21 protein-coding genes and 1 riboswitch are annotated in these 25,917 nt (G+C 68.4%); of the genes, 5 read left to right on the top strand and 16 right to left on the bottom strand.

Going from position 1 to position 25,917, the window contains the following annotated elements; translation table 11 throughout:
* Window positions 1–34 precede the first annotated feature (34 nt).
* The 9 genes from BLU81_RS41685 to BLU81_RS41645 all read right to left on the bottom strand — a co-directional run bounded on the left by BLU81_RS41685 (window position 35) and on the right by BLU81_RS41645 (window position 10,929).
* Window positions 35–4,471 carry a Calx-beta domain-containing protein gene (locus BLU81_RS41685; RefSeq protein ID WP_092554487.1) on the bottom strand — a complete coding sequence of 1,479 codons (4,437 nt, stop codon included), beginning with the start codon at window positions 4,469–4,471 and terminating at the stop codon, window positions 35–37.
* A 15-nt stretch (window positions 4,472–4,486) separates the two neighbouring features.
* Window positions 4,487–4,563, bottom strand: a riboswitch (cyclic di-GMP riboswitch).
* A gap of 334 nt (window positions 4,564–4,897) precedes the next feature.
* On the bottom strand, window positions 4,898–5,515 hold the full coding sequence (locus BLU81_RS41680; RefSeq protein ID WP_092554485.1) for a response regulator: 618 nt from the start codon (window positions 5,513–5,515) through the stop codon (window positions 4,898–4,900).
* Window positions 5,512–6,639, bottom strand: coding sequence for a sensor histidine kinase (locus tag BLU81_RS41675; protein ID WP_231953767.1), 1,128 nt, complete (start codon window positions 6,637–6,639; stop codon window positions 5,512–5,514). Before BLU81_RS41675 ends, BLU81_RS41680 begins: the two co-directional genes overlap by 4 nt.
* A complete protein-coding gene (locus tag BLU81_RS41670) occupies window positions 6,618–7,409 on the bottom strand; it encodes an ABC transporter permease (RefSeq protein ID WP_231953766.1) in 792 nt (263 codons plus the stop codon). Before BLU81_RS41670 ends, BLU81_RS41675 begins: the two co-directional genes overlap by 22 nt.
* Window positions 7,406–8,242, bottom strand: coding sequence for an ABC transporter ATP-binding protein (locus tag BLU81_RS41665; protein ID WP_092554482.1), 837 nt, complete (start codon window positions 8,240–8,242; stop codon window positions 7,406–7,408). The genes BLU81_RS41670 and BLU81_RS41665 overlap by 4 nt, the downstream gene beginning before the upstream one ends.
* 79 nt (window positions 8,243–8,321) lie before the next feature.
* A complete protein-coding gene (locus BLU81_RS41660) occupies window positions 8,322–8,801 on the bottom strand; it encodes a PIN domain-containing protein (RefSeq protein ID WP_092554479.1) in 480 nt (159 codons plus the stop codon).
* Window positions 8,798–9,124: an AbrB/MazE/SpoVT family DNA-binding domain-containing protein gene (locus BLU81_RS41655; protein WP_092554476.1), complete on the bottom strand. Its 327-nt coding sequence runs from the start codon at window positions 9,122–9,124 to the stop codon at window positions 8,798–8,800. The genes BLU81_RS41660 and BLU81_RS41655 overlap by 4 nt, the downstream gene beginning before the upstream one ends.
* A 123-nt stretch (window positions 9,125–9,247) precedes the next feature.
* Window positions 9,248–10,003 carry an ABC transporter permease gene (locus BLU81_RS41650; RefSeq protein WP_231953765.1) on the bottom strand — a complete coding sequence of 252 codons (756 nt, stop codon included), beginning with the start codon at window positions 10,001–10,003 and terminating at the stop codon, window positions 9,248–9,250.
* Entirely contained in the window at window positions 10,000–10,929 is a 930-nt protein-coding gene (locus tag BLU81_RS41645) for an ABC transporter ATP-binding protein (RefSeq protein WP_092554469.1), read from the bottom strand. The genes BLU81_RS41650 and BLU81_RS41645 overlap by 4 nt, the downstream gene beginning before the upstream one ends.
* Window positions 10,930–11,084: 155 nt before the next feature.
* On the opposite strand from BLU81_RS41645, the gene rnhA reads away from it, so the two are divergent.
* Window positions 11,085–11,540, top strand: a complete 456-nt coding sequence (gene rnhA / locus BLU81_RS41640) for a ribonuclease HI (RefSeq protein WP_092554466.1) — start codon at window positions 11,085–11,087, stop codon at window positions 11,538–11,540.
* Here the strand turns inward: rnhA and BLU81_RS41635 are convergent, their stop codons facing one another.
* Window positions 11,541–11,885 (bottom strand): hypothetical protein, encoded by a 345-nt coding sequence (locus BLU81_RS41635; RefSeq protein ID WP_092554463.1) that lies wholly within the window; start codon window positions 11,883–11,885, stop codon window positions 11,541–11,543.
* Between the two features lie 107 nt (window positions 11,886–11,992).
* On the opposite strand from BLU81_RS41635, the gene BLU81_RS41630 reads away from it, so the two are divergent.
* From BLU81_RS41630 to BLU81_RS41620, 3 genes are all read left to right on the top strand, one after another.
* On the top strand, window positions 11,993–13,243 hold the full coding sequence (locus BLU81_RS41630) for an ABC transporter substrate-binding protein (protein ID WP_092554460.1): 1,251 nt from the start codon (window positions 11,993–11,995) through the stop codon (window positions 13,241–13,243).
* A 17-nt stretch (window positions 13,244–13,260) separates the two neighbouring features.
* Window positions 13,261–14,214 (top strand): DNA polymerase domain-containing protein, encoded by a 954-nt coding sequence (locus tag BLU81_RS41625; protein ID WP_092554457.1) that lies wholly within the window; start codon window positions 13,261–13,263, stop codon window positions 14,212–14,214.
* Between the two features lie 89 nt (window positions 14,215–14,303).
* On the top strand, window positions 14,304–17,012 hold the full coding sequence (locus BLU81_RS41620; RefSeq protein ID WP_092554454.1) for a putative bifunctional diguanylate cyclase/phosphodiesterase: 2,709 nt from the start codon (window positions 14,304–14,306) through the stop codon (window positions 17,010–17,012).
* Between the two features lie 65 nt (window positions 17,013–17,077).
* Here the strand turns inward: BLU81_RS41620 and BLU81_RS41615 are convergent, their stop codons facing one another.
* The 5 genes from BLU81_RS41615 to BLU81_RS41595 form a co-directional block, all read right to left on the bottom strand.
* Window positions 17,078–18,109, bottom strand: a complete 1,032-nt coding sequence (locus BLU81_RS41615) for an ABC transporter ATP-binding protein (RefSeq protein ID WP_092554451.1) — start codon at window positions 18,107–18,109, stop codon at window positions 17,078–17,080.
* On the bottom strand, window positions 18,106–19,179 hold the full coding sequence (locus BLU81_RS41610) for an ABC transporter ATP-binding protein (protein WP_092554448.1): 1,074 nt from the start codon (window positions 19,177–19,179) through the stop codon (window positions 18,106–18,108). The genes BLU81_RS41615 and BLU81_RS41610 overlap by 4 nt, the downstream gene beginning before the upstream one ends.
* A 31-nt stretch (window positions 19,180–19,210) precedes the next feature.
* Window positions 19,211–20,200, bottom strand: coding sequence for an ABC transporter permease (locus BLU81_RS41605; RefSeq protein ID WP_092554445.1), 990 nt, complete (start codon window positions 20,198–20,200; stop codon window positions 19,211–19,213).
* Between the two features lie 87 nt (window positions 20,201–20,287).
* Complete coding sequence (locus tag BLU81_RS41600; RefSeq protein WP_092554442.1) at window positions 20,288–22,024, bottom strand: ABC transporter substrate-binding protein; 1,737 nt, start codon at window positions 22,022–22,024, stop codon at window positions 20,288–20,290.
* A 94-nt stretch (window positions 22,025–22,118) separates the two neighbouring features.
* Window positions 22,119–23,141 carry an ABC transporter permease gene (locus BLU81_RS41595; protein WP_092554439.1) on the bottom strand — a complete coding sequence of 341 codons (1,023 nt, stop codon included), beginning with the start codon at window positions 23,139–23,141 and terminating at the stop codon, window positions 22,119–22,121.
* A 1,278-nt stretch (window positions 23,142–24,419) separates the two neighbouring features.
* Here BLU81_RS41595 and BLU81_RS41585 point away from each other — a divergent pair.
* Window positions 24,420–25,076, top strand: coding sequence for a carbohydrate-binding protein (locus BLU81_RS41585; protein ID WP_231953764.1), 657 nt, complete (start codon window positions 24,420–24,422; stop codon window positions 25,074–25,076).
* A gap of 177 nt (window positions 25,077–25,253) precedes the next feature.
* Here the strand turns inward: BLU81_RS41585 and BLU81_RS41580 are convergent, their stop codons facing one another.
* Window positions 25,254–25,871, bottom strand: a complete 618-nt coding sequence (locus BLU81_RS41580) for a TetR/AcrR family transcriptional regulator (protein WP_231953763.1) — start codon at window positions 25,869–25,871, stop codon at window positions 25,254–25,256.
* Between the last annotated feature and the right edge of the window lie 46 nt (window positions 25,872–25,917).

Below are 25,917 nucleotides of genomic sequence, written 5' to 3'. Positions count from 1 at the left end.
GGCCTTTCGGCCGCCCCCGTCTCGCTTCTACCGGCTACTTCAGAGTCACGCTCTTCACGGCGGACCAGCCGCTGTTGATGCCGATGCTCGACTTACCGCCGACCTCGACTCGCAGCTTCATCTTGGCCTTCGCCTTCAGGGTCCAGGTGCCCTTCCAGGTCCCGGCCGAATTCGTGGTCCCCTTGGCGAGGTCCTTCCACTTCTTGCCGTCGAGCCACTGAAGCTTGACGCTCACGCCAGCGGCCCGCGGGTTGCCGGCCACCGAGGCGCTCAGCTTGCCCCTCGAGGGTGAACTGACCGTCAGCGACGGGTTCTGAGTGATCTTGACCGTCTTGACCGCGGAGAGCAGGTCGTACGCCTTGACGACGAACGCGTAGCCCGTCGCGACCGACCGGTCGTCGAACTCGTACCAGCCCTTGCTGTCGGCCTTGACGTCGGCGAGGATCTTGAACTTCGCCGGGTCCATCGTCGGCAGCGGGGCGCCCCACAGTTCGACAGTGCTGTCCGGCGTGGCCATCCCGCTGAAGGAGACCTTGCCGACACCCTTGTCCGGGCCGTCGACCATCAGGGTCGGGGTGACCGGCTTCACCGTGTCGTCCGACTTGACGGTGACCGTGGCCTGGTTCCGGGTGGCCTGGGCGCCCAGCGGACCGGGCTGACCGAGGCGAACCGTGAAGGTCTCGTCACTCTCGACGTCCCAGTCGTTCAGGATCGGGACCTTGATGCTCCACTTCATGGAACCCGGCGGGATCTCCAGCTCGCCCTTGACGGCGGTGTAGTCCTGACCGGCCCTGGCCGTCCCGTTCTCGGTCCAGAAAGGCACCGTCACGGTCTGCACCGTGGAGGTGGCCTCACCGATCCAGGCCAGGTCGACCGGAACCTCGACGTAGTCGGCGTTCTCGTCGGCCTTCATGTCCCCGACGGAAACCGCCGGAGGCAGGTCCAGCGAGTCGTCGGTGACCTTGACCGCCGTGGACGAGGTGGTGAATCCCTGAAGAACGTCGGAGACCTCGTTCGCCGTGACGATGAAGGTCTCGGTCGGCTCGTCGATGTCGTCGTTCAGCATGGTGAACGCCGGAACGGTGAACGGTGTCGCCAGCTTGGAGAGCGGACCCTCGTAGCCGACCGGGATGGTGGCCTGAGCCGCCGACAAGGTGGTCGGGATCTCGAAGTCCGTCCCGACGGTCGCCGGGAACTCCCCGCCGCTGCCGGCCACGAAGCCGACCTTGTACTGGTAAGCGGACATGCCGGTCACCGTGGGCACGACAGTGGTCGTCCCGCCCTCAGGACCACTTGCCGCAGCGAACGTGAGCTTCGGCTGGGCATCGTCGTTGCCGATGACCACACGCGTCGAGGTCACGCTGTCGGCGGTGGTGGACACATTGGGCGTGGCGGTGAACGCGACAGTGAAGGTCTCGTCCCGCTCGTAGACCACGTCACCGTTGATCGGAACCTCGAAGTATCCGACCGTCTCACCGGCCTTGATGGTCACGGTCAGGGCCTTGGGCTCGTCATAGTCGTCGAAACCGGCGACACCGGTGGACTCGACCGCCGAATTCGCGGTGATCGCGCCCGTGAAGGTGGCGTCCGTGCCGGCCGGGCCGTTCAGCCGGATCGGGATCCGCGCAAGGCTGGAACCGCTGGTGCCCTCCTGAACCGAGACGTCACCGGCGACGGTCCAGACCGGGTCCGCGTCGTCATCGTCGATGGTGAACTCGATCTCACCCAGGGTGGCGTCGTCCGCAACACCGCTCGTGCTCGTCACGTTCAGCTTGAACGTCTCGTCGGCCTCGGCGATCCGGTCACCGTTGACGGTGATCGGGATCTCCACCGGTGTCAAGGCACCCGGGGCACCGGCGACGAGGTTGACCGTTCCTGCCTTACCGACGAAGTCCTCGCCGTTCTTGGCCGTCCCGTCGACGAACGTGTAGTTCAGCGTCGCCGGCAGCGGGGAGTCCGTAGCGAACTTGAGGTAGATCTTCTTTTCGACCGAGCCCGTGTTCCCCTCCGGGTCCCAGTAGCGAACCGCGTTGTTGAACGGGGTGACGGCGCTGTACTGGACCGTCTGGCCCGCCTCGGCATCGACGATGACGCCGTCCGCGGTCGTCTTCGCGCCGAGTGTGGCGTTGCCGCTGGAGATGTTGGCGATCGTGGCCCTGACGTTCTCCGGGCCCTCCCAGGTGGCGGCCGGGTTGATGTAGGTCGTCACCGGGACGTTTACCAGCGCGCCGTACTGCGGGATGGTCTGCGCTGGGGCAGCCGCCACGTTGAGGAAATCGTTGGTCCCCGTGTCGGAGGCCGCACCGACGGCTGCCGCCGCACCGGTCACGATGACACCCGCGGTCGTGAGTTCGAAGGAGGTCACCTTCTCCGACGGGTTGGTCAGCGCGACCGGGAACGACAGGCGATTGCCCTCCTTGGTCTTCGCGGAGTCGGCGATGGAGAGTGTCGGCTTGTTGTCGTTGTCGGTGAGTGCGATCTCGACCGAGTTCTGCGCGGTCACGACGGCGCCACCCAGGGCGGTGCGCCCCGGATCCACCGCGACGTCGAAGTACTGGGTGTCGTCCTCGTCAGCCGTGTCGTCGTTGATCGCGATCGTCGTGGAGCCGGACGTCTGGTTCGCCGGGATGGTGATCCACGCGTCGGTCGGCAGAGTGGTGTAGTCGCGGAAGCCCTCGCCCGAGGATCGGGCCCACGACGTGGTGTAGTCGCCGCCCGCCAGGGCCGCCCGGGCCGGGTTGGTCGTCCGCACCGGGATCATCACGTCGTGCGCCATCGGGTAGGTGGACGTCGCGGAGACGGTCACCGATCCGGCGCTCTCGGCGACCTTTGTGGCGCCGCTCAGCGTGATGTCGTTGGTGTCCCAGCCCCAGATGGTGCCGGTGGCCGTCTTCGCGCTGTTGTCCTGCGCGCTCGTGGCGGTGAACGTGAAGGCCTCATCGGCGGTGTCGACGTCGGCGACCGTGGCGACCGTGACCGTCGTCGAACTCGGGCTGGCCGCGGAAGACGCCGGGAAGGACACCGCCCGGGTCACGTTGCTGAAGTCCGCGCTGCCGCCGGCTCCGGGAACCGCGGCTCCCGTCGCCGTGCCGTTGGCGAAGGTGATGTTGAAGGAGGCCGCCGCCGTACCGCTGTAGGACAGCTTGAAGGCGAGCTCGCCACCCTCCCAGTTGGTCGCTGGGGTGATGGTGAGGGCGTCGCCGACCGACGGAACGGTGAGCACGTCCCGGATTCGGCCGGTCGCCGTCGCCGTTCCCAGCGTCGGGGCGATAGACGGAGCCGCGAGGTTGGGTACCGCGGTGAGAGTGGCGGTGAAGGTCTCGGTCTCCTCCGTCACCGCATCGGTCGCTGTCTGCACGGTCTTGTTGACCGTCTGGGTCAGCGGGTCGAAGGTGATGGTCGAGCTGGTCACCGCCGTGTAGTCGGCGGGGGTGGCCGCTGTTCCGTCCGTGGTCGAGAAGTCGACCTTGAGGGTCCTCTCAGACGCGCGGTTGAGCGTCACCGGGAAACTCGCGACACCACCTTCGGTGACCGTCGCCGCATCGGCGATGGAGACAGTCGGGATGGCGTCGTTGTCATTGATCCCGATGTCCACCGTGCTCGGCGTGGGCGCGGAGGCCACCGCGACATCGACCGTGCTCGTCCCGGTCACCCGGAGATATTGGGTGTCCGCCTCGTCGATGTCGTCGTCGAGGATCGGAATGTTGACGACGCCCGACGTAGCGCCAGCCGCGATCGTGATGACCGCGTCGGAGGCCAGCGCCGTGTAGTCGTTCGGCGAGACCGCGTCCTCCCCGTTGCCCCTGGCTGCGGTGCCGGTGGCAACCTTGACCTGGAGGTCGTGGGCGAGAGCGAGGGAGAGATTCGCCTGCACCGTGGCGAACCCGGCGTTCTCCGAGACGGTACTCGGTGCGGACAGGGTCAAGTCCGGTGCAGCGACGGGAGCCGCCCAGATGGTACCGATCCCGGTATCGGTGGTGCCGTCACCGGCGCCACCACCGAGCAGGGTATTCGTCGCGGTCACGGTAAAGGTCTCGTCCGCCGCGTCAGTGTCGGCGCCGGTCTCGACCGTGATCGTCTGGATAGAGGGCGAGCCCACGCTGGACGCCGCGAAAGTCACCGTGGTCAACGGAGTGCTGACGTAGTCCACACTTCCGTCTCCCGCCAGAGTCGCGCCGCCACCCGCGGTGATTCCCGGGGCGCTGGCCGGCATCGACAGGGCGTAGGTGGCCGACACGGTCCCCGTGTAGGTGAACCTGAACTCGAGATCCCCGCCCTCCCAGTTGGACGGGCTGGTGATGGTGAGGTCGTCGGCGGCAGTGGCGTAGGCCGGAGAGCCGACGTAGACGACGGGAACGAGGCCGACGGCAGCGGCTGTGGCGGTTGCCAGGGCTTGCCGGACGCGGGTGTGTCCCCAGAGCGTGTACGGCACCCGCTCTCGCGGCGCCGTTTGGATTGGTCGATGACGCATTCTCTTCCTGTCTCCTTCGGCGGCTGGGCTGCCTCCAGCGGAGGCCCCTGGCTTTGCGTCCCCGCCTCGCGACGGGTTTGCCTGTTCGGGTACCGCACCTAGGGCGGTTGGGGGTGCCGGTTCGGGACCGGCCTCCAGCGGTGCCTGCAAGGATGCGAGGCGACGCCAACTGCAATCTAACCGGCGTATAGGGCGGTTACCGGCGGAACGGGTTTTCCGGTAGAAATGCCTTCACATAGCCGGGAATCCACCCCAACGCAACACTTCGTCTGGGTGCCTGTCTCGCGGCGAACCTACGCAGGACCAGCGGACCGGTTCCGGCGAACGGGATTCGGACCGGCCGGACGGGCGGTCTTCTCACCGGTTAGGCGGAAAATCGGTCGAGAAGGAAACCGATCAGGTTTGAAAGGGCCGACGCGGAAAACCTCAGAGCAGGCCGTGGCGCATCGCGGTGGTCACGGCGGCGGTACGGTCGGCCACCTCCAACTTGGTGAAAGCCCGCAGGAGGTGAGTCTTGACGGTGGCCTCGCTGATGAACAGGCGCCTGCCGATGTCGGCGTTGGTCAGGCCCGACGCCACCAGCCGCAGCACCTCGGTCTCGCGGGCGGACAGGGCCGGCGGCGCGGGACTGCGCACCTGCCGGACCAGTGTCGACGCCACGCTGGGGGCCAGCACCGTCTCACCGCGGGCGGCCGCTCGGACCGCCTCGGCCAGTTCCGCGGGGGAGGCGTCCTTCAGGAGGTAGCCACAGGCGCCGGCTTCGATGGCGCGCAGGATGTCACGATCCGACTCGTAGGTGGTCAGCACCATCACACGTACACCGGTGGTTGTGGAAAGAATCTCGCCGATGGCGTCCACACCGTCGCCACCGGGCATCCGCAGGTCCATCAGCACGATGTCGGGCCGTGCGGTGCGGGCCAGCGCGGTCCCCTCGGCACCGCAGGACGCCTCGCCGATGACCGTCAGGTCGGGTTCGGCGTCCAGCATGCCGCGCAGGCCCATCCGCACCACGGGATGGTCGTCGACGAGCAGGATCCGGATCATGCGGGGATCTCCAGTTCGAGGACGGTGCCGTCCGCGGGGGAACTGCGGATGACCAGGGTGCCGCCGAGTTCCGACGCGCGCGCCCGCATTCCGGAGAGTCCGAATCCCGAGGATGTCGCGGGGTCGAAACCGCAACCGTCGTCGCGGGCCACCAGGCGCACCGACGTCGGCGTGTAGGCGAGGACCACCGCTGTCTCCTGGGCCCCCGCGTGCCGGCGGACGTTGGTCAGCGACTCCTGGGCGGCGCGCAGCAACACCACTTCGGCCCGGGTGGGCAGGGCGCGTTCGTCGCCGGTGATCCGGAACGAGCAGGGCACCCCGGACTCCTCGGTGAAACGGGCGGTCGACCGGCGTACCGCGAAGGGAAGGGAGGCCGAGGTCAACGCCGACGGCGTGAGGGCCGCGACCATGGCCCGGGATTCCGTCAGGTTTTCTCGGGCGGTCCGGACCGCGAGGGCCAAGCGTTCGTCGCGAAGTACCGGATCGACCGCCTGGATCAGAGTGATGATGCTGGTGAAGCCTTGGGCGAGGGTGTCGTGGATCTCGCCGGCGAGCCGGTTCCGCTCGGCCGCGACTCCGGCCTCGTGGGAGAGGCGCGCGAGTTCGGCCCGGCTGGCTTCGAGTTCGGCGATGAGCTGGGCGCGCTGGTTGCTCTGTTCGGCCATCCTGGTGATCCAGACGCCCATGCAGACACCGGCGGCGGTGGAGATGACGGCGATCATCAGGTCGAGGGCGATGCCGCCGGGAGCGGCCCGGAGTTCCAGCACGACCGGGATGATGTTGACGATCACCACCAGGACGACCGCGGTCCGCAAGGCCGTCGTCATGAAGAAGATCGGGATGACGGCGAACAGCATCCAGGTGGCGTGCGGCACGCAGGCCACGGCGAGGGCGAAGAGCGGCAGGTAGGCGGCGGCCACCAGGGTGTTCTGCCGGTTGCTCAGGATCCGCGGTCGGGTGCCCAGCAGGTAGAGGGCGGCCATCCCGGCGATGGCGCCGACGGCGAGCATCCGGGGGATCGGGGAGTATCCGTCCAGCAAGGCGATCGCGACCGCCAGAGCGAGCGCGACCACCAGGTAGTACAACTCCCACAGCCGGATGCTCAGCGGTCGCGACCGCTCCACCGGAAAGTCCCCAGGCACAGCGCCAATCCGACCACACACCAGATGCCGAGCACCACGGCCACCCCGCCGAGGTTCCAGGTGCCGCCGAGCTCTTGCGACGAAGCGTCGGAGGGCAGGAACACGTAGCGGAACCCCTGCGCCATCCAGCGCACCGGAAAGACCGACGCGACGTTCTCCAGCCAGTCCGGGAGCTGGCTCATCGGGTGGATGAAGACGCCGGAGATGAACTGGAGGGCCACCACCGGCACGTTCAGGATGGCACCGGCGTTGCGGGCGTTCCGGACCAGCGCGCTGACGGCGATGCCGAGCAGGGAGCAGGCGATCACCGAGAGCACGAAGATCCAGCTGAAGGTGAGCCAGTGCGCGGCCGGTGGCAACGGCATGTCGAAGACGAGGACACCGACGAGGAGCATGACGGCTGCCTCGGCGACGCTCAGGACCAGAACCAGAAGAGCCTTGCCGATCAGGTACGCGGTGGCGGGCATCGGTGTGCCCCGCAGCCGCTTGAGTGTCCCGTCCTCACGGTCGGTCGCGAGTCCGGCGCCCATCGTCACAAAAGCCGTGTTCAGCACGCCGTACGCGATCATGCTGGCGGTGAAGATCCGGCTCGCCGCGACTGCCCCGTCGGACGAGTCGCTGCCGAAGATGGTGCCGAACAGCAGCAGGAGCAGGGCCGGGAAGAAGAAGGTGAAGACCACCGCGGTCCGGTCCCGCAGGAACATCAGGATCTCGACGTGACCCCGGCTGGCGCTCATCGCGAGGGTGCTCACTTGTCGGCTCCGATCAGGTTCAGGTAGGTGTCTTCGAGGGTGGGCCGGGTGACGGTGAGCGTCGTCAGGTCGATGCCGGAGTTCACCAGGTGCCGGATCAGGTCGCTGGGGTCGGCCACCTGTTCGCTTCGCTTCGAGCCGTCCTCGCTCCAGGACACCCGGGCCTCGCTGGCGGACCGGCCGCCCAGGGTCGCGGGGGTGCCCTCGGCGACGATCCGGCCGTCCGCCACGACCGCGAGCCGGTCGGCGAGCGCTTCCGCCTCGTCCAGGTAGTGGGTGGTCAGCACGATGGTGGTGCCGTCGGCGGCGAGGGTGCGGATCAGGTCCCAGAACTGCCGGCGGGCCTCCGGGTCGAAACCGGTGGTCGGCTCGTCGAGGAACAGCAGTTCGGGACGGCCGACGATACCGAGGGCGACGTCGACGCGGCGGCGCTGGCCACCGGAGAGGGTCCGGATCTTGCTGTCGCGTTTGGCGGTGAGGCCGACGAGTTCGACCACCTCGTCGGGGGTGCGCGGGTCCGGGTAGAAGCCGCCGATGTGCCGGATCATCTCGCGCACCGTGAGGTCGGCGGCGTCGTCGGCGTCCTGCAGCACGATGCCGATCCGGGTCCGCCAGGCCGAGCCGGCCTTGCCCGGGTCCTCGCCGAGCACCCGCACGTCACCGGCGGTCCGGCGGCGGTGGCCCTCCAGGATCTCCACGGTGGTGGTCTTACCGGCCCCGTTCGGGCCGAGCAGCGAGAAGATCTCGCCGCGGGCGACGACGAGATCGATTCCCGCGACCGCGTCCCGCCCGTCATATGTCTTCCGAAGTCCGGTTACCTCGATGGCTTCCATAGGTAAGAGCCTCGCGGAGAACCGGATGACACGGGACGACCGGGCGACTGTCAGACAGTGTCAACCGGTTGGTGGACAGTCACATGGGCAGGTTCCAGGCATTCGCCGACGGCAACTTCATCGTGGGAAAGTTTCCCCACGCCTGATCGAATGTCAGAGCAAAGGTCCCCAGGCGGTGTGCCGTGGCAAGAACGAGACCGTCGCCCAGCGACAACGCGCCAGGGCCACGCGACTCGCCCCGGGCGGTGGTCCAGATCGCCGGGTTGACTTCCGACTCGGCGATCCGGTCAGCTGCCCAGAGCGCATCTGCTTCGGTACTCGGTTCAGTCCGGATCCCGAAGCTTGTCAGAGCGGCGAGCAGCTGTTGGTAGCTGGCACCGTTGCCATGACGACGGGCAACGTACATGGTTTCAGTCAGGGCCGGCACCGGAGCGACGAGATCGGTGGGCGAAGCCTGGAACAGCCGATTGACCCGCTGCCACCGCTGATCCTGCTGCAGAATCCACGCGGTCATCACCGACGCATCCAGCACCAGCGGCCCGGCCGTTCCCTGCTTCACTTGGCGAACAGCTGCATCAGCAACGCGTCGCCCGGCATCGGAGCCATGTCCTCAGCCTCGCCGTCGAACCAGCGGGCCACCCGGCCGGCGTCCGCACTGCTCTCCTGAGAGCGATCGGCCTCGTCGACGTCGTCGACCACCCGGGAGTTCTGCGCCCACACAGACTCCGCCAGCGCCTGCTGAGTGGTCAGGTGCACATCACCGCTGTCCTCGACGACGAATTGCACCCGGTCACCCTCAGCGACACCCAGCATCTGCCGGATGTCCGCCGGGATCACCACCCGGCCTTCCTTCGAGACTCGACCTTCCAAAACCTTCGCCATAACGACCTCCTCGCATGCCAGTCTACAGCGGTCCTGTCATCAACCATCATGATTTGGCAGACAGAACAAGGATTGGCAAAGACAAACATTACTGCCAGTCAAGGGACGGTCGTACCACCGCATTCACTCCCACTTGAAGTTACGGGCTGCCGCAGCCGGCCAGACGATCGCCCAGGCCAGGAGGGCCGCCCAGATGCCGAGCGGGACCGAGCCGCCGTGCATCAGGGCCTCCCGCAGCGCTTCGGCGTGTGCGGCCAGCGGCAGCAGGAACCAGCCGGCGGCGCCCAGGTCGGGGGCACCGAACATGATCCCGCCGACGGACAGCATCACCACGTAGATCAGGGTCGCCGCACCGGTGGTGGTCTCCGGTTTGAGCACGCTGGCCAGCAGCAGGGCCAGGCCGCTGTAACCGGCGGCGGCCAGCACGGTCACGCCGACCGCGGGCAGCAGCGCGCCGGCCTCGGGACGCCAGCCGACCGCGAACCCGACCAGCGCGAGCACCAGCACCTGCACCACGATCTGGGCGAGCACGGCGGCGGTCTTCGCGATCAGCAGTCCGGGCCGGGTCAACGGCGAAGCGCCGAGCCTTTTGAGTACGCCATAACTACGCTCGTAGCCGGTGGTGATCGCCTGGCCGGTGAACGCGGTCGACATGACGGTCAGCGCCAGCACGCCGGGCACCACGTACCCGAGACGGTCCTCGGTCGGCAGGTTCGTCACGTCGAAGAGTCCCGCGCCGAGCAGCACCAGCAGCGGCACCCCCATCGCGAGGACCACCGCCTCACCACGGCGGGCGGTCAGCAGCAGCTCCATCTTGATCTGCTTGCCGAGGATGACGCGCATCGGAGCGCGACCGGGAGCGGGGGTGAAGGTGCTCATCGGGCGACTCCAACCGGGGTCGGGGTGGTCAGGGAGAGGTAGACGTCCTCCAGGGTGCGGCGGCGCGTGTTGATCGCGGTCACCCCGGCCCCGGCGGCGGCGAACCAGGCCAGCACCTCGGCCAGCCCGGCGGTGTCCAGCGAGCCGGAGACCGTGTAGAAACCGGGGGACGGCTCGGCCACCGTGCGGCCGGCGCGCAGCCCGCTCAGGTCCAGGCCCGGGTCGGCGCGCACCTCCAGCACGTCGATCGCCGACGAGGAGGTCAGCTCGGCCGGGGTGCCGGTCGCCGCCACCAGGCCGGATCGCATGATCACCACGTCGTCGGCGAGGCGTTCGGCCTCGTCCAGCAGATGCGTGGTGAGCAGCACCGACACGCCGTCGGAGCGCAACTCCTCGATCAGCTGCCAGGTGGTGTGCCGGGCCTCGGTGTCCATGCCGGCGGTCGGCTCGTCCAGGAAGACCAGCTCCGGGCGGCCGACCAGGGCCACCGCCAGGCTCAGCCGCTGCTGCTCGCCGCCGGACAGCCGGCGGAACCGGGTGCGCTCGAACTTCCGCAGCCCCAGCCGGTCCAGCAGCATGTCGGTGTCGAGCGGGTTCGCGGCGAACGACGCGAACAGCCGCAGGATCTCACCGGCTGTCGCCCACGGGTAGACACCACCGGACTGCAGCATGATGCCCAGCCGGGGCATCAGCTCGTCGTGGTCGCCGACCGGGTCCAGCCCCAGCACCCGGGCCTCGCCGCCGGCCGGCCGCCGGAAGCCCTCACACACCTGGAGCAGGCTCGTCTTCCCGGCGCCGTTGTGCCCGAGCAGGGCGAGCACCCGCCCGCGTGGCAGGGTCAGGGACACCCCACCGACGGCGGTCGTGTCGCCGTAGCGCACCACGACGTCCCGTACCCGCACCGCGGCCGCGTCGCCACCCACCATGAGTCCCGCCAATCCGCCGATACGTCCGCCACCGGTCACCTTACGGTGGCCGCCTGATAGCCCCCGCTCGACGGTGCACCGGATGGCTTGTCTCACCATGCCCGGTCCGGCGGCGGCCCGTCCTCCTCCCTGAGGCCGCCGTTTAGGCTCCGGGTATGGCCTTGGTGGAGATCTATACGGACGGCGCGTGCTCGAAGAACCCCGGGCCCGGGGGCTGGGGTGCGGTGCTGCGCTGGGGAAAGGCGGAGAAGGATCTCTGTGGCGGGGAGGCCGAGTCCACGACGAACAACCGGATGGAGATGATGGCCGCGATCATGGCGCTGGAGGCTCTGAACCGCGCGCCGCTGACCGTGGATCTCTACACCGACAGTGTGTACGTCCGGAACGGCATCACGAAGTACCTGGAGAACTGGAAACGCAACGGCTGGATGACCGCGTCCCGGCAGCCGGTGAAGAACGTCGACCTGTGGCAGCGGCTGGACACCGTGGTCCGCAGGCACACGGTGACGTGGCACTGGGTGAAGGGCCACGCCGGGCATCCGGAGAACGAGCGCGCTGACCGCCTGGCCGCCCGCGGCCTGAAGGAAGCCCTGGCCGCCGCAGGCCGCTGATCAGGTGCGCGGGTGCGGCACCCGGGCGCGGGCCACCCGGTCCGGCGGCAACAGGTAGGTGGCGGCCCGGACCAGTTCCTCGGGGACGGCGTGCCGGGCCTCCCGCTGGCCGGGCACGTCGGGGCCGAGCTCGACGACCTCCGGAGCGGTGGCCCGGCGGCCGGCGGCGCGGGCGGCCATGCTGAAGACGCTGCGAGTGGCGGCGTCGTACCCGCGCTTGTATGCCGTGGCCCGGTCGGCCCCGCTCTGCCGGCGCTGGTGCAGTCGTCCGGTGGCGTATCCGCAGCAGGCCATGAGGGCGGCGGCCAGGATGATGACGAGAATGGTGTCGCCCGGTGCGGTCATGCCTAGATTGTGCAGACTGGAATAGACCGCGAGCTATGGCCCGTTTGACGTACCCCGGAGGAATTAAGTCGGTCGACGGGAGAGTCCACGGGAGAGAAGGAGAGTCCATGCGCACCACACGACGCGCCCTGACGGCCGTCGTCAGCGCCGCCGCCCTGCTGGTGGCGGCCGCCTGCTCGACCACCGAGGACGACCCGGCCACGTCGACGGTCGAAGTCTTCACCTGGTGGGCCGAGGGCGGCGAGAAGGACGGACTGGACGCCCTGGTGGCCCGGTTCGGCACCGGATGCCCCGGGCAGAGCTTCGAGAACGGTGTGGTCGCCGGTGGTGCCGGGATCACCGCCAAACAAGTGCTCGCCGACCGGTTGCGCCAGGGCGACCCGCCGGACACGTTCCAGGTGCACGCCGGCGCGGAACTGCTCGACCACATCGACTCCGGCCAGGTCGCCGACCTGAGCGCCGAATTCGACGCGTGGGGCCTGCGCACCGCGCTGCCGGCCGGCCTGATCGAGACCCTGACCGTGAACGGCCGGGTCTGGTCGGTGCCGGCCGGGGTGCACCGGGCCAACGTGGTCTGGGCCAACGAGCGGGTGCTCGCCGCCGCCGGGATCCGGACCGTACCGGCGAACCTGGACGAGTTCGTCCGCGACCTGGAGACTCTGCGCGGCAGCGGGGTGGAGTCCCCGCTGGCTCTGGGCCGGGACTGGACCCAGTTGATGCTGCTGGAGGCGGTGCTGATCAGTGGGCTGGGCCCGGAGCGGTTCACCGGGCTGTTCACCGGCGAGACCCGATGGGACAGCGCCCCGGTGACGGCGGCGATCGGCGACTACGCCCGGGTCATCACGTTCAGCAACACCGACCGGAACTCGCTGGACTGGCCGCAGGCACAACGGCTGCTCGTCGACGGCACGGCCGGTTATCAGCTGATGGGCGACTGGATGGCCGCCGACCTGGCGGCCGGGTTCGACACGTTCGCCTTCCCCGGCAACGGCACCGCCTTCCAGTGGCTGGCCGACTCGTTCGCCCTGACCAGCGCAGCCGCCAATCCCGAGGGCGCGCGCTGCTGGCTGCGGACCGTCGCCTCACCGGAGGGCCAGCGGGAGTTCAACGCCCGCAAGGGCTCGATCCCGGCCCGGACCGACACCGCCACCACCGGCTTCACCGACTACCAGGTCGAGGCGGCGAAGGACTGGCGGTCGGGTGTCCCGGTGCCGTCGTGCGCGCACGGTTCGGCCTGCTCCCAGCCCTGGCAGAACGCCGCGAACGCCGCGGTCGCCGCGTTCTCCGTCTCCGGCGACCGGATTTCGCTGCAGGCCGCCCTGACGGCGGCCGCCAAACAGTTCATCCGGCAGCAGTAACCGGGCACGATGGGTGGATGGGTGAGGAACGCGACGGCGTACCACTGACCAACCTGGACCAGGAGCTGTTTCCCGGGGCCGGTGCCACCAAGCGCGACCTGGTCGACTATCTGGACGTGATGGCCGGCCGGTTCCTGCCGGTGCTGCGGGACCGGCCGCTGTCGGTGATCCGGGTGCTCCGCGGCCAGGACCGGTTCATGCAAAAAAATCTGCCCAAATACACGCCGGACTGGGTGCCCCGCGCGAGTGTCTGGGCCGACTCGTCGCACCGGGAGGTGACGTACGCCCTGGCCAACGACCGGCGCACGCTGTTCTGGCTGGGCAATCAGCGGGCCGTCGAGTACCACCCGGCGCTGACCACCACCGGGTCGCCGCACCCCACCCATCTGATCATGGATCTGGACCCGCCCGAGGACGGCGGGTTCGCGCTGGCCGTCGCGGGCGCCCGCCTGGTCCGGCGGGCGCTCGCCGACGCCGGGCTGGACGGGGCGGTCAAGACCAGCGGCGCCAAGGGCGTGCACGTCTTCGTGCCGCTGGCCGGTACTCCCGCGCCGGAGGACGTGGCAGCCGCCCAGCGCGCGGTGGCCGCCCGGGCCGAACGGCTCGATCCGGAGCTGGCCACCACCGCGTTCATCCGCGAGGACCGGCACGGCAAGGTCTTCCTGGACGCCACCCGGGCCGGTGGGGCAACCGTGGTGGCGGCGTACAGCCCGCGGGCCCGGCCCGGAGTGCCGGTCTCGTTCCCGGTCGACTGGGCGGATCTGGACCGGGTCGGCCCCGCCGACTTCACCGTGCACACCGCGCCCGCGCTGCTCGGCGAGCGTGACCCGTGGGCCACCGCGATGCCCGAACCGCGGGAGCTGCCGGCCGGGCTGGTCACCGAGGGGCACACCATCCCGGTGGCCCGGGTCCAGGCGATGCACGAGGGCAAGCGCCGGGCCAGGGCCCGCCGGGAGGCGGACGGCAATTGATCTTGTAAATCTCCTCAGAAGCTCCTGGCCAGGCCCGATGTCCCCGGTTGACCACCGAGCACGGAGGTGGGGTCGAAGGGTGGGGACGGATGGCAGCCGACAACACGGCTCGGGATCCCCGTGCGGCCCGCCGCTGGGCCCGGCTGGCCATCGTGGCCGGGGTGATCCTCACCGTCCTGGTGCTGCTCGTGGTGTCCGGGGCCGGTGGTCCCGGGGTCGTCTGGACGGTCACCTCCTGGGCGTTGCTCGGCGGGGGCGCGGCGGCGGCCGCGGCCTGTCTGTGGCGGGCCGCCGGGTTCATGGGCCGGGCGCGCTGGGGCTGGGCGCTGATCGGCACGGGTCTGCTGTTCTGGGGGCTGGGCCAGTTCGCCTGGTTCGCCGGGCCGCCGCTCGTCGCCGTGCTGGAGATCCCGAGCCTGGCCGGGCTGGTGGTGCTGATCCCGGCCGGTCTGCTGATCCTGCCGAGCACCTCCCAGCCGCTCGCGAACCGGTTGCGCAGCGTCCTGGACGGGCTCCTGATCGCGGTGTCGCTGGCCCTGGTCGCCTGGGTGTTCGTGATGGATCCGCGGCTGGAGTCCGGGGCGTCCGGGCCGGCCTTCTACTCGACGCTCGTCTTCCCGCTGGCCGACATCATGCTGGCCACCATGGTCGGCTACATGCTGCCGGCGCAGCGCCGGCAGCACGGCGGCGGTTCCGACCTGATGTTCTTCGGCGCCGGTGTCAGCGCCTTCGTGATCACCGACATCGGACACGTCTACCTGGTGCTCGTCGACTCGTACGACGCCGCGCCGATCGTGCACCTGGCCTCAGTGGCCGGTTACGCGCTGATCGCCCTGGGCGCGCTCCGGCCGCGGGTGGACCACCTGAACGCGCTGGAGCTGCCGCCGGGTGTCTGGAACACCGCGATCATGGTGCCGTACGCGGCGGTGCTGGCCGCCCTCGGTTCCAGTGTCTGGTTCCACCTGCAGACCGGCGCCAGTCACCCGTTCGTCAACTACACCCGGTCGCTGCTGATCCTGCTGATCGTCGGCCGGCAACTGCTCACCCAGCTGGAGAACCGGGCCCTGACTCGCACCCTGGAGTTCCGGGTGGCCGAGCGCACCGCCGAGTTGCACAACCGTGAGCAATGGTTCCAGTCATTGATCCGGCACAGTTCGGACGTGGTGACGGTGATCGGTGCGGACGGGGTGATCCGCTACCAGAGCGAGTCGATCCAGGGGGTGTTCGGGTACGGGCCGGAGGTGTTCGTCGGCCACCGGTACACCGATCTGGTCGAGGCCGAGGTGGCGATGCGGCTGGCCGAGGCGATGCGGCGGGCGGCGACCACGGCGTACGGGACCGTCACGCTCGAGGTGATCCACACCCACCGGGACGGCCGGAAGCGCCCCTCCGAGGTGATCATCACGAACCTGGTGGACGACCCGCGGGTGGCCGGGTTCGTGCTGAACACCCGGGACATCAGCGAGCGCAAGGAGTTGCAGGACCAGCTGGTGCACGAGGCGTACCACGACTCGCTCACCCAGCTCGGCAACCGGGCGCTGTTCCGGGACCGGGCGGCTGCCGCACTGCGGGACGGCGGTGACGTGGCGGTGCTCCACCTGGATCTGGACGGTTTCAAGCGGGTCAACGACAGCCTCGGCCACCTGGCCGGTGATCAGCTGCTGGTGCGGGTCGCCGACCGGCTGAAGGCGTGTGTCCGGGAGGTGGACCTGGTCGCCCGGCTCGGTGCCGACGAGTTCGCGATCCTCGCCGCGGACTCCGGGGACGCCGAGGTGATCGCCCGGCGGATCCTCGACGATCTGGAGGCACCGGTGGAGGCCGGCACCCGCCTCATCCACGTGCGGGCCAGCATCGGCCTGGCCGCGACGGCCACCCTGCCGGACGAGATCGGCACCGACCGCCCCGGCGAGCGTGCCGAGCAGTTGATGCGGGACGCCGACCTGGCCGTGCATCAGGCCAAGTCGTCCGGTGGGGGTGTCGTCACCGGCTACCACCCCCGGATGCGGGAGGGCCTGGTCGAGCGCCTGGAACTGGAGAACGACCTGCGGGGTGCCCTGGACCGTGGTGAGCTGCGGTTGCACTATCAGCCCACCATCGACCTGGCCACCAGTCAGGTGGTCGGCTTCGAGGCGCTGGTCCGGTGGCCGCACCCGACCCGCGGCATGATCAATCCGCTGGACTTCATCCCGATCGCCGAGGTGACCGGCCAGATCGTGCCGCTCGGGCACTGGGTGCTGCAGGAGGCCTGCCGGCAGGCCGTCGAGTGGTCCGCGGCGGCCGGTGGGCGCCCGCTGAAGATGGCGGTGAACGTCTCGGTCCGGCAGTTGGACCGGGCCGACTTCGCCGAGTCGGTCGCCCGGGTGCTGGCCGAGACCGGGATGGCCGCCGGGCTGCTGTGCCTGGAGATGACCGAGAGTGTCCTGATGACCGACACCGAGGCCAACCTGGAGCAGTTGGTGCGACTCAAGGCTCTCGGTCTGACGCTGGCCATCGACGACTTCGGCACCGGGTACTCGTCACTGGCGTACCTGCGCCGGTTCCCGGTCGACACCCTCAAGATCGACCGGTCGTTCGTCGAGCGCCTCGGGGTGATCGCCGACGACACGGCGCTCACCGACACCATCGTCCGGCTCGGCAAGAGTCTCGGCATGTCGACGGTGGCCGAGGGCATCGAGGAGTTCGGCCAGCTGGCGGCGTTGCGCGAGATGGGTTGCGGGTTCGCTCAGGGCTACTACTTCTCCCGGCCCATCCCGGCCGCCGAGGCAGGGCGGCTGTTCCTGGAGGGCGCGACGGTCTGAAAAGACCAAAAGACAGCGGCTTTCGTACGACGTACGAAAGCCGCTGTCTTTGTTGCTCGAAAGACTCAGACCAGCTTGCCGGTCTCCGGGAAGTGGCAGGCCGCCGTGGACCCGTCCACCGTCGCCACCAGCTTCGGGGCTTCGGCGGAGCACTTCTCCTGTGCCTTCCAGCAGCGGGTGTGGAAGACACAGCCGGTCGGCGGGTTGAGCGGCGACGGGACGTCGCCCTCCAGCTTGATCCGGCCGGCCGCGCCGAGCTTGGTGACGTCCGGGACAGCCGAGAGAAGCGCCCGGGTGTACGGGTGCGACGGCCGCTCGTAGATCTGCTCGCGGGTGCCGATCTCCACCATCCGGCCCAGGTACATGACCGCGACCCGCTCACAGAAGTGCCGGACCACCGCCAGGTCGTGGGCGATGAAGACGAACGACAGCCCCAGGTCCTTCTGCAGCTGACGCAGCAGGTTGACCACCTGGGCCTGGATCGACACGTCGAGCGCGGAGACCGGCTCGTCGGCGACGATCAGCTTCGGCTTGAGGGCCAGCGCCCGGGCGATGCCGATGCGCTGCCGCTGGCCGCCGGAGAACTCGTGCGGGTACCGGTTGTAGTGCTCCGGGTTCAGGCCGACGGTGTCCAGCAGCTCCTGGACCCGCTTCTTCACCCCGCCGGGCGGGTTGATGTTGTTGACCTGCAGGGGCATCGCGACGATCTTGCCGACCGTGTGCCGCGGGTTCAGCGAGGCGTACGGGTCCTGGAAGATGATCTGGATGTCCTGGCGCAGCTTGCGCAGCTGGTTGCCCTTGGTGTGGGTGATGTCCTCACCCTGGAAGGTGATCTTGCCGGAGGTGGACTCCAGCAGACGCACCAGCATCCGGCCGGTGGTGGTCTTGCCACAGCCGGACTCGCCGACCAGGCCGAGCGACTCACCGGGGCGCACGTCGAAGCTGACGTTCTCCACCGCGCGGACGAACTGCTTGGCACCGAACGCGCCGGAGCGGACCGGGAAGTGCTTGGTCAGGCCCTCGACCTTGAGCAGCGGCTCCCGGACCGGCGAGGTCGCGACAGCCGCGCTCGCCGTGGAGTCTGCGAGATCAGTCATTGGGCCACTCCTGCGTGCGCGATGTCTTCAGCGTAGATGCGCTGGCGGTTCTCATGAGAGAGGTGGCAGGCCACGTTGTGCCCGGCCTCCCCGGCCGACCGCAGTTCGGGCCGCTCGGTGAACGAGAGGTTGCCGTTCTGGCCGGCGTACCGGCAGCGCGGGTTGAACGCACATCCGGTCGGCAGGTTGATCAGGCTGGGCGGGTTGCCCTTGATCGGCACCAGGTCGGCGCCCGCGTCACCGTGCAGCGACGGGACGCTGGCCAGCAGACCCCAGGTGTACGGGTGCTGCGGGCGCTTCATGATCTGCTCGACCGAGCCGGTCTCCACCGGGCGGCCGCCGTACATCACCAGCACGTCGTCGGCGACCTGCGCGACCACACCCAGGTCGTGGGTGATCATGATGATCGCCGAGTGGAACTCGCGCTGGAGGTCCTCCAGCAGTTCCAGGATCTGGGCCTGCACGGTCACGTCGAGCGCGGTGGTCGGCTCGTCGGCGATCAGCAGCGCGGGGTCGTTCACCAGGGCCATCGCGATCATCGCGCGCTGGCGCATACCGCCGGAGAACTCGTGCGGGTACTGGAGGGCGCGGCGCTGCGGCTGCGGGATGCCGACCCGGTCGAGCATGTCGATCGCCCGGGCGGTGGCCTCCTTCTTGCTCGCCCTCGGGTGGTGCACCTTGTAGGCCTCGGCGATCTGGCGGCCGACCTTGTAGTACGGGTGCAGCGCGGACAGCGGATCCTGGAAGATCATCGCGACGTCCTTGCCGCGGAGGCGCTGGATCTGCTCCTCCTTCATCCCGACGATGTTCTTGCCACCGATCGAGATCTCGCCGCTGATCTTGGTCCGGGCGGGATTGTGCAGGCCGAGGATCGACATGCTGGTCACGCTCTTGCCGGAGCCGGATTCACCGACGATGCCGAGGGTCTGCCCGCGGCGCACCGAGAAGGACACGCCGTCCACCGCGCGAACCAGGCCGTCCTCGGTGGGGAACTGCACCTTGAGATCGCGGACCTGCAGGTAGGCGTCCGGGTCGACGGCGGCTGTGGCAGGGCTGTTCGAAGTCGTCATTTCGCTCTTTTCCACGTCAGCTCTGTACGGCTCAGCCGAGTCGGACGCGGGGGTCGATCACCGCGTAGAGCATGTCGACGATGATGTTCATGGTGACGATGAAGAACGCCGCCAGCAGGACGGTGGCCATGACTACCGGAAGGTTCAGGTCGGTGACCGCCTGTGCGGCCTCGCGGCCGATGCCGTTGAGGCTGAACACGCTTTCGGTGATGACCACGCCGCCGAGGTAGGCGCCCAGGTCGACACCCGCGATCGTGATGATCGGGGTGATCGCGGCACGCAGCGCGTGGCGCCGGTTGACCACCCGGGGCGACAGGCCCTTGGCCCGCGCCGTCCGGACGAAGTCCTCCTGGAGCGTCTCGATCATCTGGGCTCGCGACAACCGGGCGTACATCGCCGAGTTGATCAGACCGAGGGTGATCCAGGGCAGCAGCATGCCGGCCGCCCAGTCCAGGGGATTCTCGGTGATCGGCGTGTAGTGCGGGTTGGGCAGCAGCCCGGTCGAGTAGACGAGTACCAGGAGCAGGACACCACCGAGGGTGTAAGTCTGTGTGGAGGCGAAGCCGACCGAGGCACCGATCGCGACCCGGTCGAAGACCGTGCCCTTCTTCAGCGCGGCCAGCATGCCCAGCCCGACACCCACGGTCAAGAAGATCACCATGGCGCCGGCGACGATGCTCACCGTGATCGGGAGCGACCGGACGATGGTGTCGGTGACCGGCTCCTTGCTGCGGAAGGAGTAGCCGAGGCAGGGGGCGTCGCACTCGCGGATGGTGCCGGCGTCGTCGATGGTACGGCCGACGAAGACGCCCTTGACGAAGTCTGTGTACTGCTTGGTGATCGGCTGATCGAGACCGAGGCTCTGCTCGACCTGGGCGATCCGCTCGGGGGAGCAGTTCCGCCCGCACATCACCCACGCGGGACTGGACGGCACCGCGAAGAACAACAGGAAGGTGACGATCGAGATGGCCACAAGCGTGGTCGACGCCAGTAACAGGCGCTTGATCAGGAAGCGGAACACGGTTCTCTACATTCCTCGTGACTGGCCACGGCCGGTGGGATGACCGCGGGTCGCGCGATCATCCCACCGGTGTGGTTGGAGAGACTGTTACGGCTTGACGAACATGGTGTTGAGGGTCATGTGACCGTACGAGTCGCTCAGGAACGTCCCGCCGATCTTCGAACCGTGGATCTCGTAGTTGCCGATGTAGTACTGCGGGATCAGCGGCGCGAACTCCGTCATGATCTTCTTGTCCAGCTTGGCCCACTCGGCGGCGGACTCAGTGGCCTTGAGGCCCTTGATCCGGTCGATCTCGGCGTTGATCGTGGCGTCGTTGAAGTAGGCGAGGTTCTGGTTGCCCTTGTCACGGATCGTACGGCCGTCGAGCAGAGCCGGGATGACGGTCGAGGCGGACGGCCAGTCAGCACCCCAGCCACCACGGATCAGGTCGTACTGGTTGCCCTTGGTGCCGACGCTGTCGTAGTAGGTCGCGGGGTCGAGCGGGGTCAGAACCAGCTCGATACCGGCCTTGGCGTAGACCTCCTTGGTCTTCGCCGCCATCTGCTGCCGGACCGGCACGTTCGGGAACGCGTAGGTCAGCTTGATGGTCTTGCCACCGAGCAGTTCCTTCGCCTTCTCGGCGTTGCCGCTCTGGCCACCGTCGTAGGCGTTGAAGTTCTCGTAGCCCGCGATGGTCGGCGAGATGATGGTCGAGCCGAACTGGTCGACACCACCGCGCACCTTGATGATCGCGTCACGGTCGACGGCGTAGTTGAGCGCCTGGCGCACCTTCAGGTCGGTGACCCGGGCGGTGTTGATCCAGGTGTACTCGACGTACTGCGACGCGCCGGCCTCGACGCGCTCCTTGACCTCAGGAGTGTTGGTCTTGGACAGCACCGCGGCCGGGACGTTCGCCCAGATGAAGGCGGCCTGGTCGTCAGCGGCGTCGGCGACGACCCGGTTGGCGCCAGCTTCGGCGTCGATGCCGAACTCGACCCGGATACCGTCCGGGTACGCGTTACGGATCGGGTCCGTGGCCGGGTCCCAGTTGGGGTTACGCACGAAGTCGATGAACTGGTCGTACGCGTGCTCTTTGATCATGTACGGACCGGACGAGACCGGCTTGCGGTCGTAGTCGCCCTTGGTGTCCTTGGCCTTCGGGACCGGCGCCGTGGTGGGCATGGCCACCGCGAACGGGGTCTCGCACTGGGCCTGCGGGAACGTGAAGGTGATCACGTTACCCTCGGCCTTGAGACCGGGCACCTCGGCGCCGGCGCTCAGGAACGGGCCCTTGTAGGTGGTGTTGTACTCGACCGCACCGGTCAGCCACTGCTGGATGTAGGTGGGGCCGACGCCCCACTCCGGGTCGAACGAGCGCGAGATGCCGTAGGCGACGTCAGCGCCGGTGATCGGCGTGCCGTCCTCGAACTTCAGGCCGTCCTTCAGGGTGTACTTCCACACCTTGCAGTCGCCGTTGACGTCCTCGCCCGCGTTGGTGGCGAGGTCGCCGACCAGCTTCAGCGCGCCGGTGCCGTCCTCCTTGTACCCGGTCAGGGTACGGGCGTACTGGGTCGCCATGGACAGCGCGTCCGAGACGTAGATCTTCTGGGGGTCGAGGTGCTCGAACTCCGCCGCGTGGAGGAGCTTGACGGTGCCACCCTTCGTGGCACCGTCAACCGCCTTGGCCGGACCAAGCGAGTCCGCCGGGTCGGTCGCGATCGAGCCGGTCTGCACCACGGTCTGTTGGTTGCCGCCGTCAGCGTCGTTCGTGGTCTCCGAACAACCGCTGGCAACAAGGGCAACCGCCAGAACGCCGATGGGCAGCGCTCCGAATCTGCGTCGCACTTAAGGTTCTCCTTCTCTCAACCGATTCGTGCCTGGGCCACCCGACCCGCCGCGGCACGAGCGGAAATACACGGGGTGTTTCAGTTCCGGCCGGTCACTTCGAGGACTTCGGGTCAAGAGCGTCACGAAGCGAGTCGCCCAGCAGGTTGAACGCGAGGACCGCGACGAACACGGTCGATGCGGGGATCAGGAAGTAGGCCCAGTCCGGGGTACCCAGCCACTGCCGGCCGTAGTAGACCAGCCGGCCGAGGTCGGGCGTGGGCTCCACGACACCGATGTTAAGGAACGACAGAGCTGCCTCGGCGGCGATGAAGCCAGGCAGAGCCAGAGAGAAGGAGACCAGGATCGGCGCCCAGATGTTCGGCAGGAGCTGCTTGAACAGGATGTGCGCGCTGCCGGCGCCGGCGGCACGGGCCGCCTCCACGTACTCACGTTCGCGCAGCGACAGGATCTGGCCGCGAACCAGGCGAGCCGTCGTCATCCAGCCGAAGAGCGCGAACACCCCGATGATCACCGCGATCCGGAACGAGCCCGGCACCTCTTCCCCCACGTCGTAGGAGGCGGTGTTGATGATCGGGATGATCGCCAGCGCGAAGACCAGGAACGGGAACGCCAGCATGAAGTCGGTGAACCAGGTGAGGCTCTGGTCGACCCAGCCACCGAAGTAACCGGAGACGATGCCGAGCACGACACCGAGCACGATCGAGATGATCGCGGACAGGAAGGCGATGATCAACGAGGTCCGCATGCCGAAGATCAACTGCATGAACAGGTCACGGCCGATGCCGGCTTCCAGGCCGAGCCAGTGGTCGCCACTGATGCCACCCAGGTAGCCGGTCGGCAGTCCCTGGTAGGTCAGCTTGTCGCTGAAGCCCTCGGTCGCGGTTACTCCGTACAGCCGGGAGATCACCGGCGCGAACAGCGCGATCAAGATGAAGAAGACGACAATGATGAAGCTGGCGAACGCGGTCCGGTCCCGCTTGAGGCGGATCCACGCGAGCTGGCCCGGTGACCGGCCGACGAATGCCTTCGCCGCCGTGTCGGGCTGGAGAACCGCTACCGCCGTGTCCTCGGTGCCTGGTGAGCGGGAGTCGGCGGCGGCCGGGGTGTTGCTCATGATGCGGTTTCTCCTCGTAGCGGACTTGGACGCGGGGCGAACCGTTGCCTCGTGTGGGTGACGAGGATGATCCGGCCGGGGATGTTACCTCGCGACATCTCGCACCACCCTTTCCCCGTATCCCTAGTGCGGGACGTATGTGAGCGGTATTCGCCTGCCGCGCTTGGAAAATGTAGTCGACAACCATTGGCCGAGAAATGTGTTGACGCATCGATCCGGTAACGGAACGGGTTCGCTCCCATAAGGCCTAGGTCATACCGCCAGCCCACGCCGGAGGTGATAAGACCCCATTTTAGGGATAAATCCCAGCAATGTTTCGGCGAACCATCACCCTTGTCTCGATTGTCTGCTTCACCGTACTTGTGCATGCCCTCCGTTGCGGAGAGTCACGCTTTCCATCCGCCCCGAACCCGACAAGATCGTTTCTCGATTGTTTCGGATTTCCGGCGATCATAGGCGTTTGTTGATGAATGTTTCCCTCTGGGGCATCCGCCTTTATCGACACCCGATTACCGGCGGGCCATCGGAACAGGCGCGAGACGCGCCGGAACTGTCCACAGCGGCGCCCTGACGGGGTCGGCATTCAGCGTAACGAAGCGCATCCGGCCGCGCTCCGGACCCCAGCCGAAAGACCTCTTGGTAACGCTTTGCGAATCAAGGACAAGCTTCCACCATTTTGTACGAATTGAGTGGTATGACCGTATCTGACGAGAGGTGGGCATTCCCGTGGGGACGAAGGCGCAGGTCAGGGTCCAGTCACTGGCCGCGCCCGAGGGCCAGGACCCGGCGCCCCCGCTCCAGGACCTCGGCGATGACTTCGGGCAGCCCGCCATCGGGCCCACCGGTTCGGGGTCGGCCGCGACCTCTTCACCCGGTGGGCCCACGACGCTCGGCCGTCACTCATCGTAGCGATGACGGCTACACTGCCATCAACGGCGATCGGGATCGGCTGGGCTCTCTGTTGGTTCACCGACTTCGTTCCGCGACCGGGTCGCGGTGATGCGTCCGGGCCGGATCGTCGAACAGGGCGGGTGCGCCGAACTCTCTACGAGCGGCCCTGCCACCCGTACACGCAAGCTTGATCTCTGCCGCTCCTGGTCGTGGTTCTCTCCCCGGACACCGGTATCCGTCTGCGGAGGACGCGCCCAGTCCCGCCGGCCCGCCGTCTCCGGACCCGGTGCGTCTGCGCCACCGAGGAACCGCTGCTGCGGGAGACCGCACCCGGACTTCACACAGCCTGACATTTCGCGTCGCCGGGCGCTGACTACCCTTGATCGGGTGGACCAGCCATCCCCGAACATCTACCGCACCAAGTCCTGGAAGACCCGGCAGCGGGCGCTGATCGCGCTCGGTGTCCTCGGTCTCGTCGTGATCGGCTATGCGATCGGTCGCTGGCAGGACGACACTCCGGCGGTAGCGCTTCCGCCCGCACCTGTTGTCTCCCCCGCTTCCAACTCCTCGGCTTCTGCCTCTCCAGGTGCTGCCTCCCCAGCTTCTGACGAGTCGCCGTCTCCGTCCGCCTCTGCCTCCGCGATCGAGTACGCGGTGCTCCAAGCCGAGTCGGCGGCCGAGCTCTCCGGGGTGGAGACCGAGGACACCAGCGACGAGGGCGGCGGCAAGAACGTCGGGTGGATCAACCGGGACGACCATCTGCGGTTCGACAACTTCGACTTCGGCTCGGTGCCGGCCACCAAGGCCGCGATTCGGGTGGCGTCCGCTTCCAGCGCCACCGGACGGCTCCAGATCCGGCTGGACAGCCGGGACAGCGAGCCGGTCGGCGAGATCTCGGTGAGCAACACCGGGGACTGGCAGAACTGGCGCACCGACACCGCCGTGCTGGCCCCGGTGACCGGGGTACACACCGTCTTCATCACGTTCACCTCGGACGACGGCACCGAACTGGTCAACCTGAACTGGTTGCGGTTCCAGCACTGAGACCGTCTTCCCCGGCCCGGGTCCGCATGGCGATCCGGGCGATCGGACGCCGAACCGACGACGATCGCCCCGTGGTCCAGGCGTTCGTGGCGGCCTCCGAGCGGGCCGTGGCGTTCTCCCACCCCGGCCACGGCACGTTGAATCCCCGATAACGACAGGCAATGCGAACGCCCGCGGCTACTGCGACGCCAATCCGCTGGCGCTCGGACTCGCAGCGTTGGCGGTTGGGCTCGCAGCGCTGGCGGTTGGGCTCGCGGCGCTGCGCGCCACCCGGTCGACGTGGTGCCTGATGGCGGCGGCCAGGTCTAGGTCGCCGGCGGTGAGCACCCACTGCAATTGCAGGCCGTCACTCACCGCTATGCACTCGCGGGCCAGCGCCACACAGTCGACATCGGGGGCCAGTTCGCCACGCTCCGCGCAACGGCCGAACGCCGCCGCCAGCCCGCCGACCGCCTCCCGGTAGCGCGCGGCGAACACCTCGTGCGCCGGCCCCGACGGGTCGGCCGCCTCCGCCACCGCCAGCACTGACAGTTCGATCAGGCCCGGCTGTTGGAGGAACCGGCCGGTGGTGGCGACCAGCGCGTCGAGGACCTCGCCGAAGGTCGCCCGCGGGCTCAGCTCCGACCACCATCCGGCGATGGTCTCGATGCGATGCTCGGCCACCGCCAGCAGCAGGTGACGCTTCGACGGGAAGTGGTAGAGCAGACCACCCTCGGTCACCCCCACTGCCTCCGCGATCTGCGCCAGTGACGTGCGGTGATAGCCGGTGCCGGCGAAGCGCTCGGAAGCGGTCACGACGATCCGCTCGCGTCGTGCACGGCCGACCGAATAGCTCCCTGAC

The sequence above is a fragment of the Actinoplanes derwentensis genome (assembly GCF_900104725.1).
Classification (GTDB): domain Bacteria; phylum Actinomycetota; class Actinomycetes; order Mycobacteriales; family Micromonosporaceae; genus Actinoplanes; species Actinoplanes derwentensis.
This window is presented reverse-complemented; position numbering and strand designations above follow the sequence as displayed.

Excerpts from the sequence above, each read along its gene's own strand:
- BLU81_RS41685 (WP_092554487.1), bottom strand. The coding sequence starts at position 4,471 with ATGCGTCATCGACCAATCCAAACGGCGCCGCGAGAGCGGGTGCCGTAC.
- BLU81_RS41680 (WP_092554485.1), bottom strand. The coding sequence starts at position 5,515 with ATGATCCGGATCCTGCTCGTCGACGACCATCCCGTGGTGCGGATGGGC.
- BLU81_RS41665 (WP_092554482.1), bottom strand. The coding sequence starts at position 8,242 with ATGGAAGCCATCGAGGTAACCGGACTTCGGAAGACATATGACGGGCGG.
- BLU81_RS41655 (WP_092554476.1), bottom strand. The coding sequence starts at position 9,124 with ATGGCGAAGGTTTTGGAAGGTCGAGTCTCGAAGGAAGGCCGGGTGGTG.
- BLU81_RS41650 (WP_231953765.1), bottom strand. The coding sequence starts at position 10,003 with ATGAGCACCTTCACCCCCGCTCCCGGTCGCGCTCCGATGCGCGTCATC.
- BLU81_RS41645 (WP_092554469.1), bottom strand. The coding sequence starts at position 10,929 with ATGGTGGGTGGCGACGCGGCCGCGGTGCGGGTACGGGACGTCGTGGTG.
- rnhA (WP_092554466.1), top strand. The coding sequence starts at position 11,085 with ATGGCCTTGGTGGAGATCTATACGGACGGCGCGTGCTCGAAGAACCCC.
- BLU81_RS41635 (WP_092554463.1), bottom strand. The coding sequence starts at position 11,885 with ATGACCGCACCGGGCGACACCATTCTCGTCATCATCCTGGCCGCCGCC.
- BLU81_RS41630 (WP_092554460.1), top strand. The coding sequence starts at position 11,993 with ATGCGCACCACACGACGCGCCCTGACGGCCGTCGTCAGCGCCGCCGCC.
- BLU81_RS41625 (WP_092554457.1), top strand. The coding sequence starts at position 13,261 with ATGGGTGAGGAACGCGACGGCGTACCACTGACCAACCTGGACCAGGAG.
- BLU81_RS41620 (WP_092554454.1), top strand. The coding sequence starts at position 14,304 with ATGGCAGCCGACAACACGGCTCGGGATCCCCGTGCGGCCCGCCGCTGG.
- BLU81_RS41615 (WP_092554451.1), bottom strand. The coding sequence starts at position 18,109 with ATGACTGATCTCGCAGACTCCACGGCGAGCGCGGCTGTCGCGACCTCG.
- BLU81_RS41610 (WP_092554448.1), bottom strand. The coding sequence starts at position 19,179 with ATGACGACTTCGAACAGCCCTGCCACAGCCGCCGTCGACCCGGACGCC.
- BLU81_RS41595 (WP_092554439.1), bottom strand. The coding sequence starts at position 23,141 with ATGAGCAACACCCCGGCCGCCGCCGACTCCCGCTCACCAGGCACCGAG.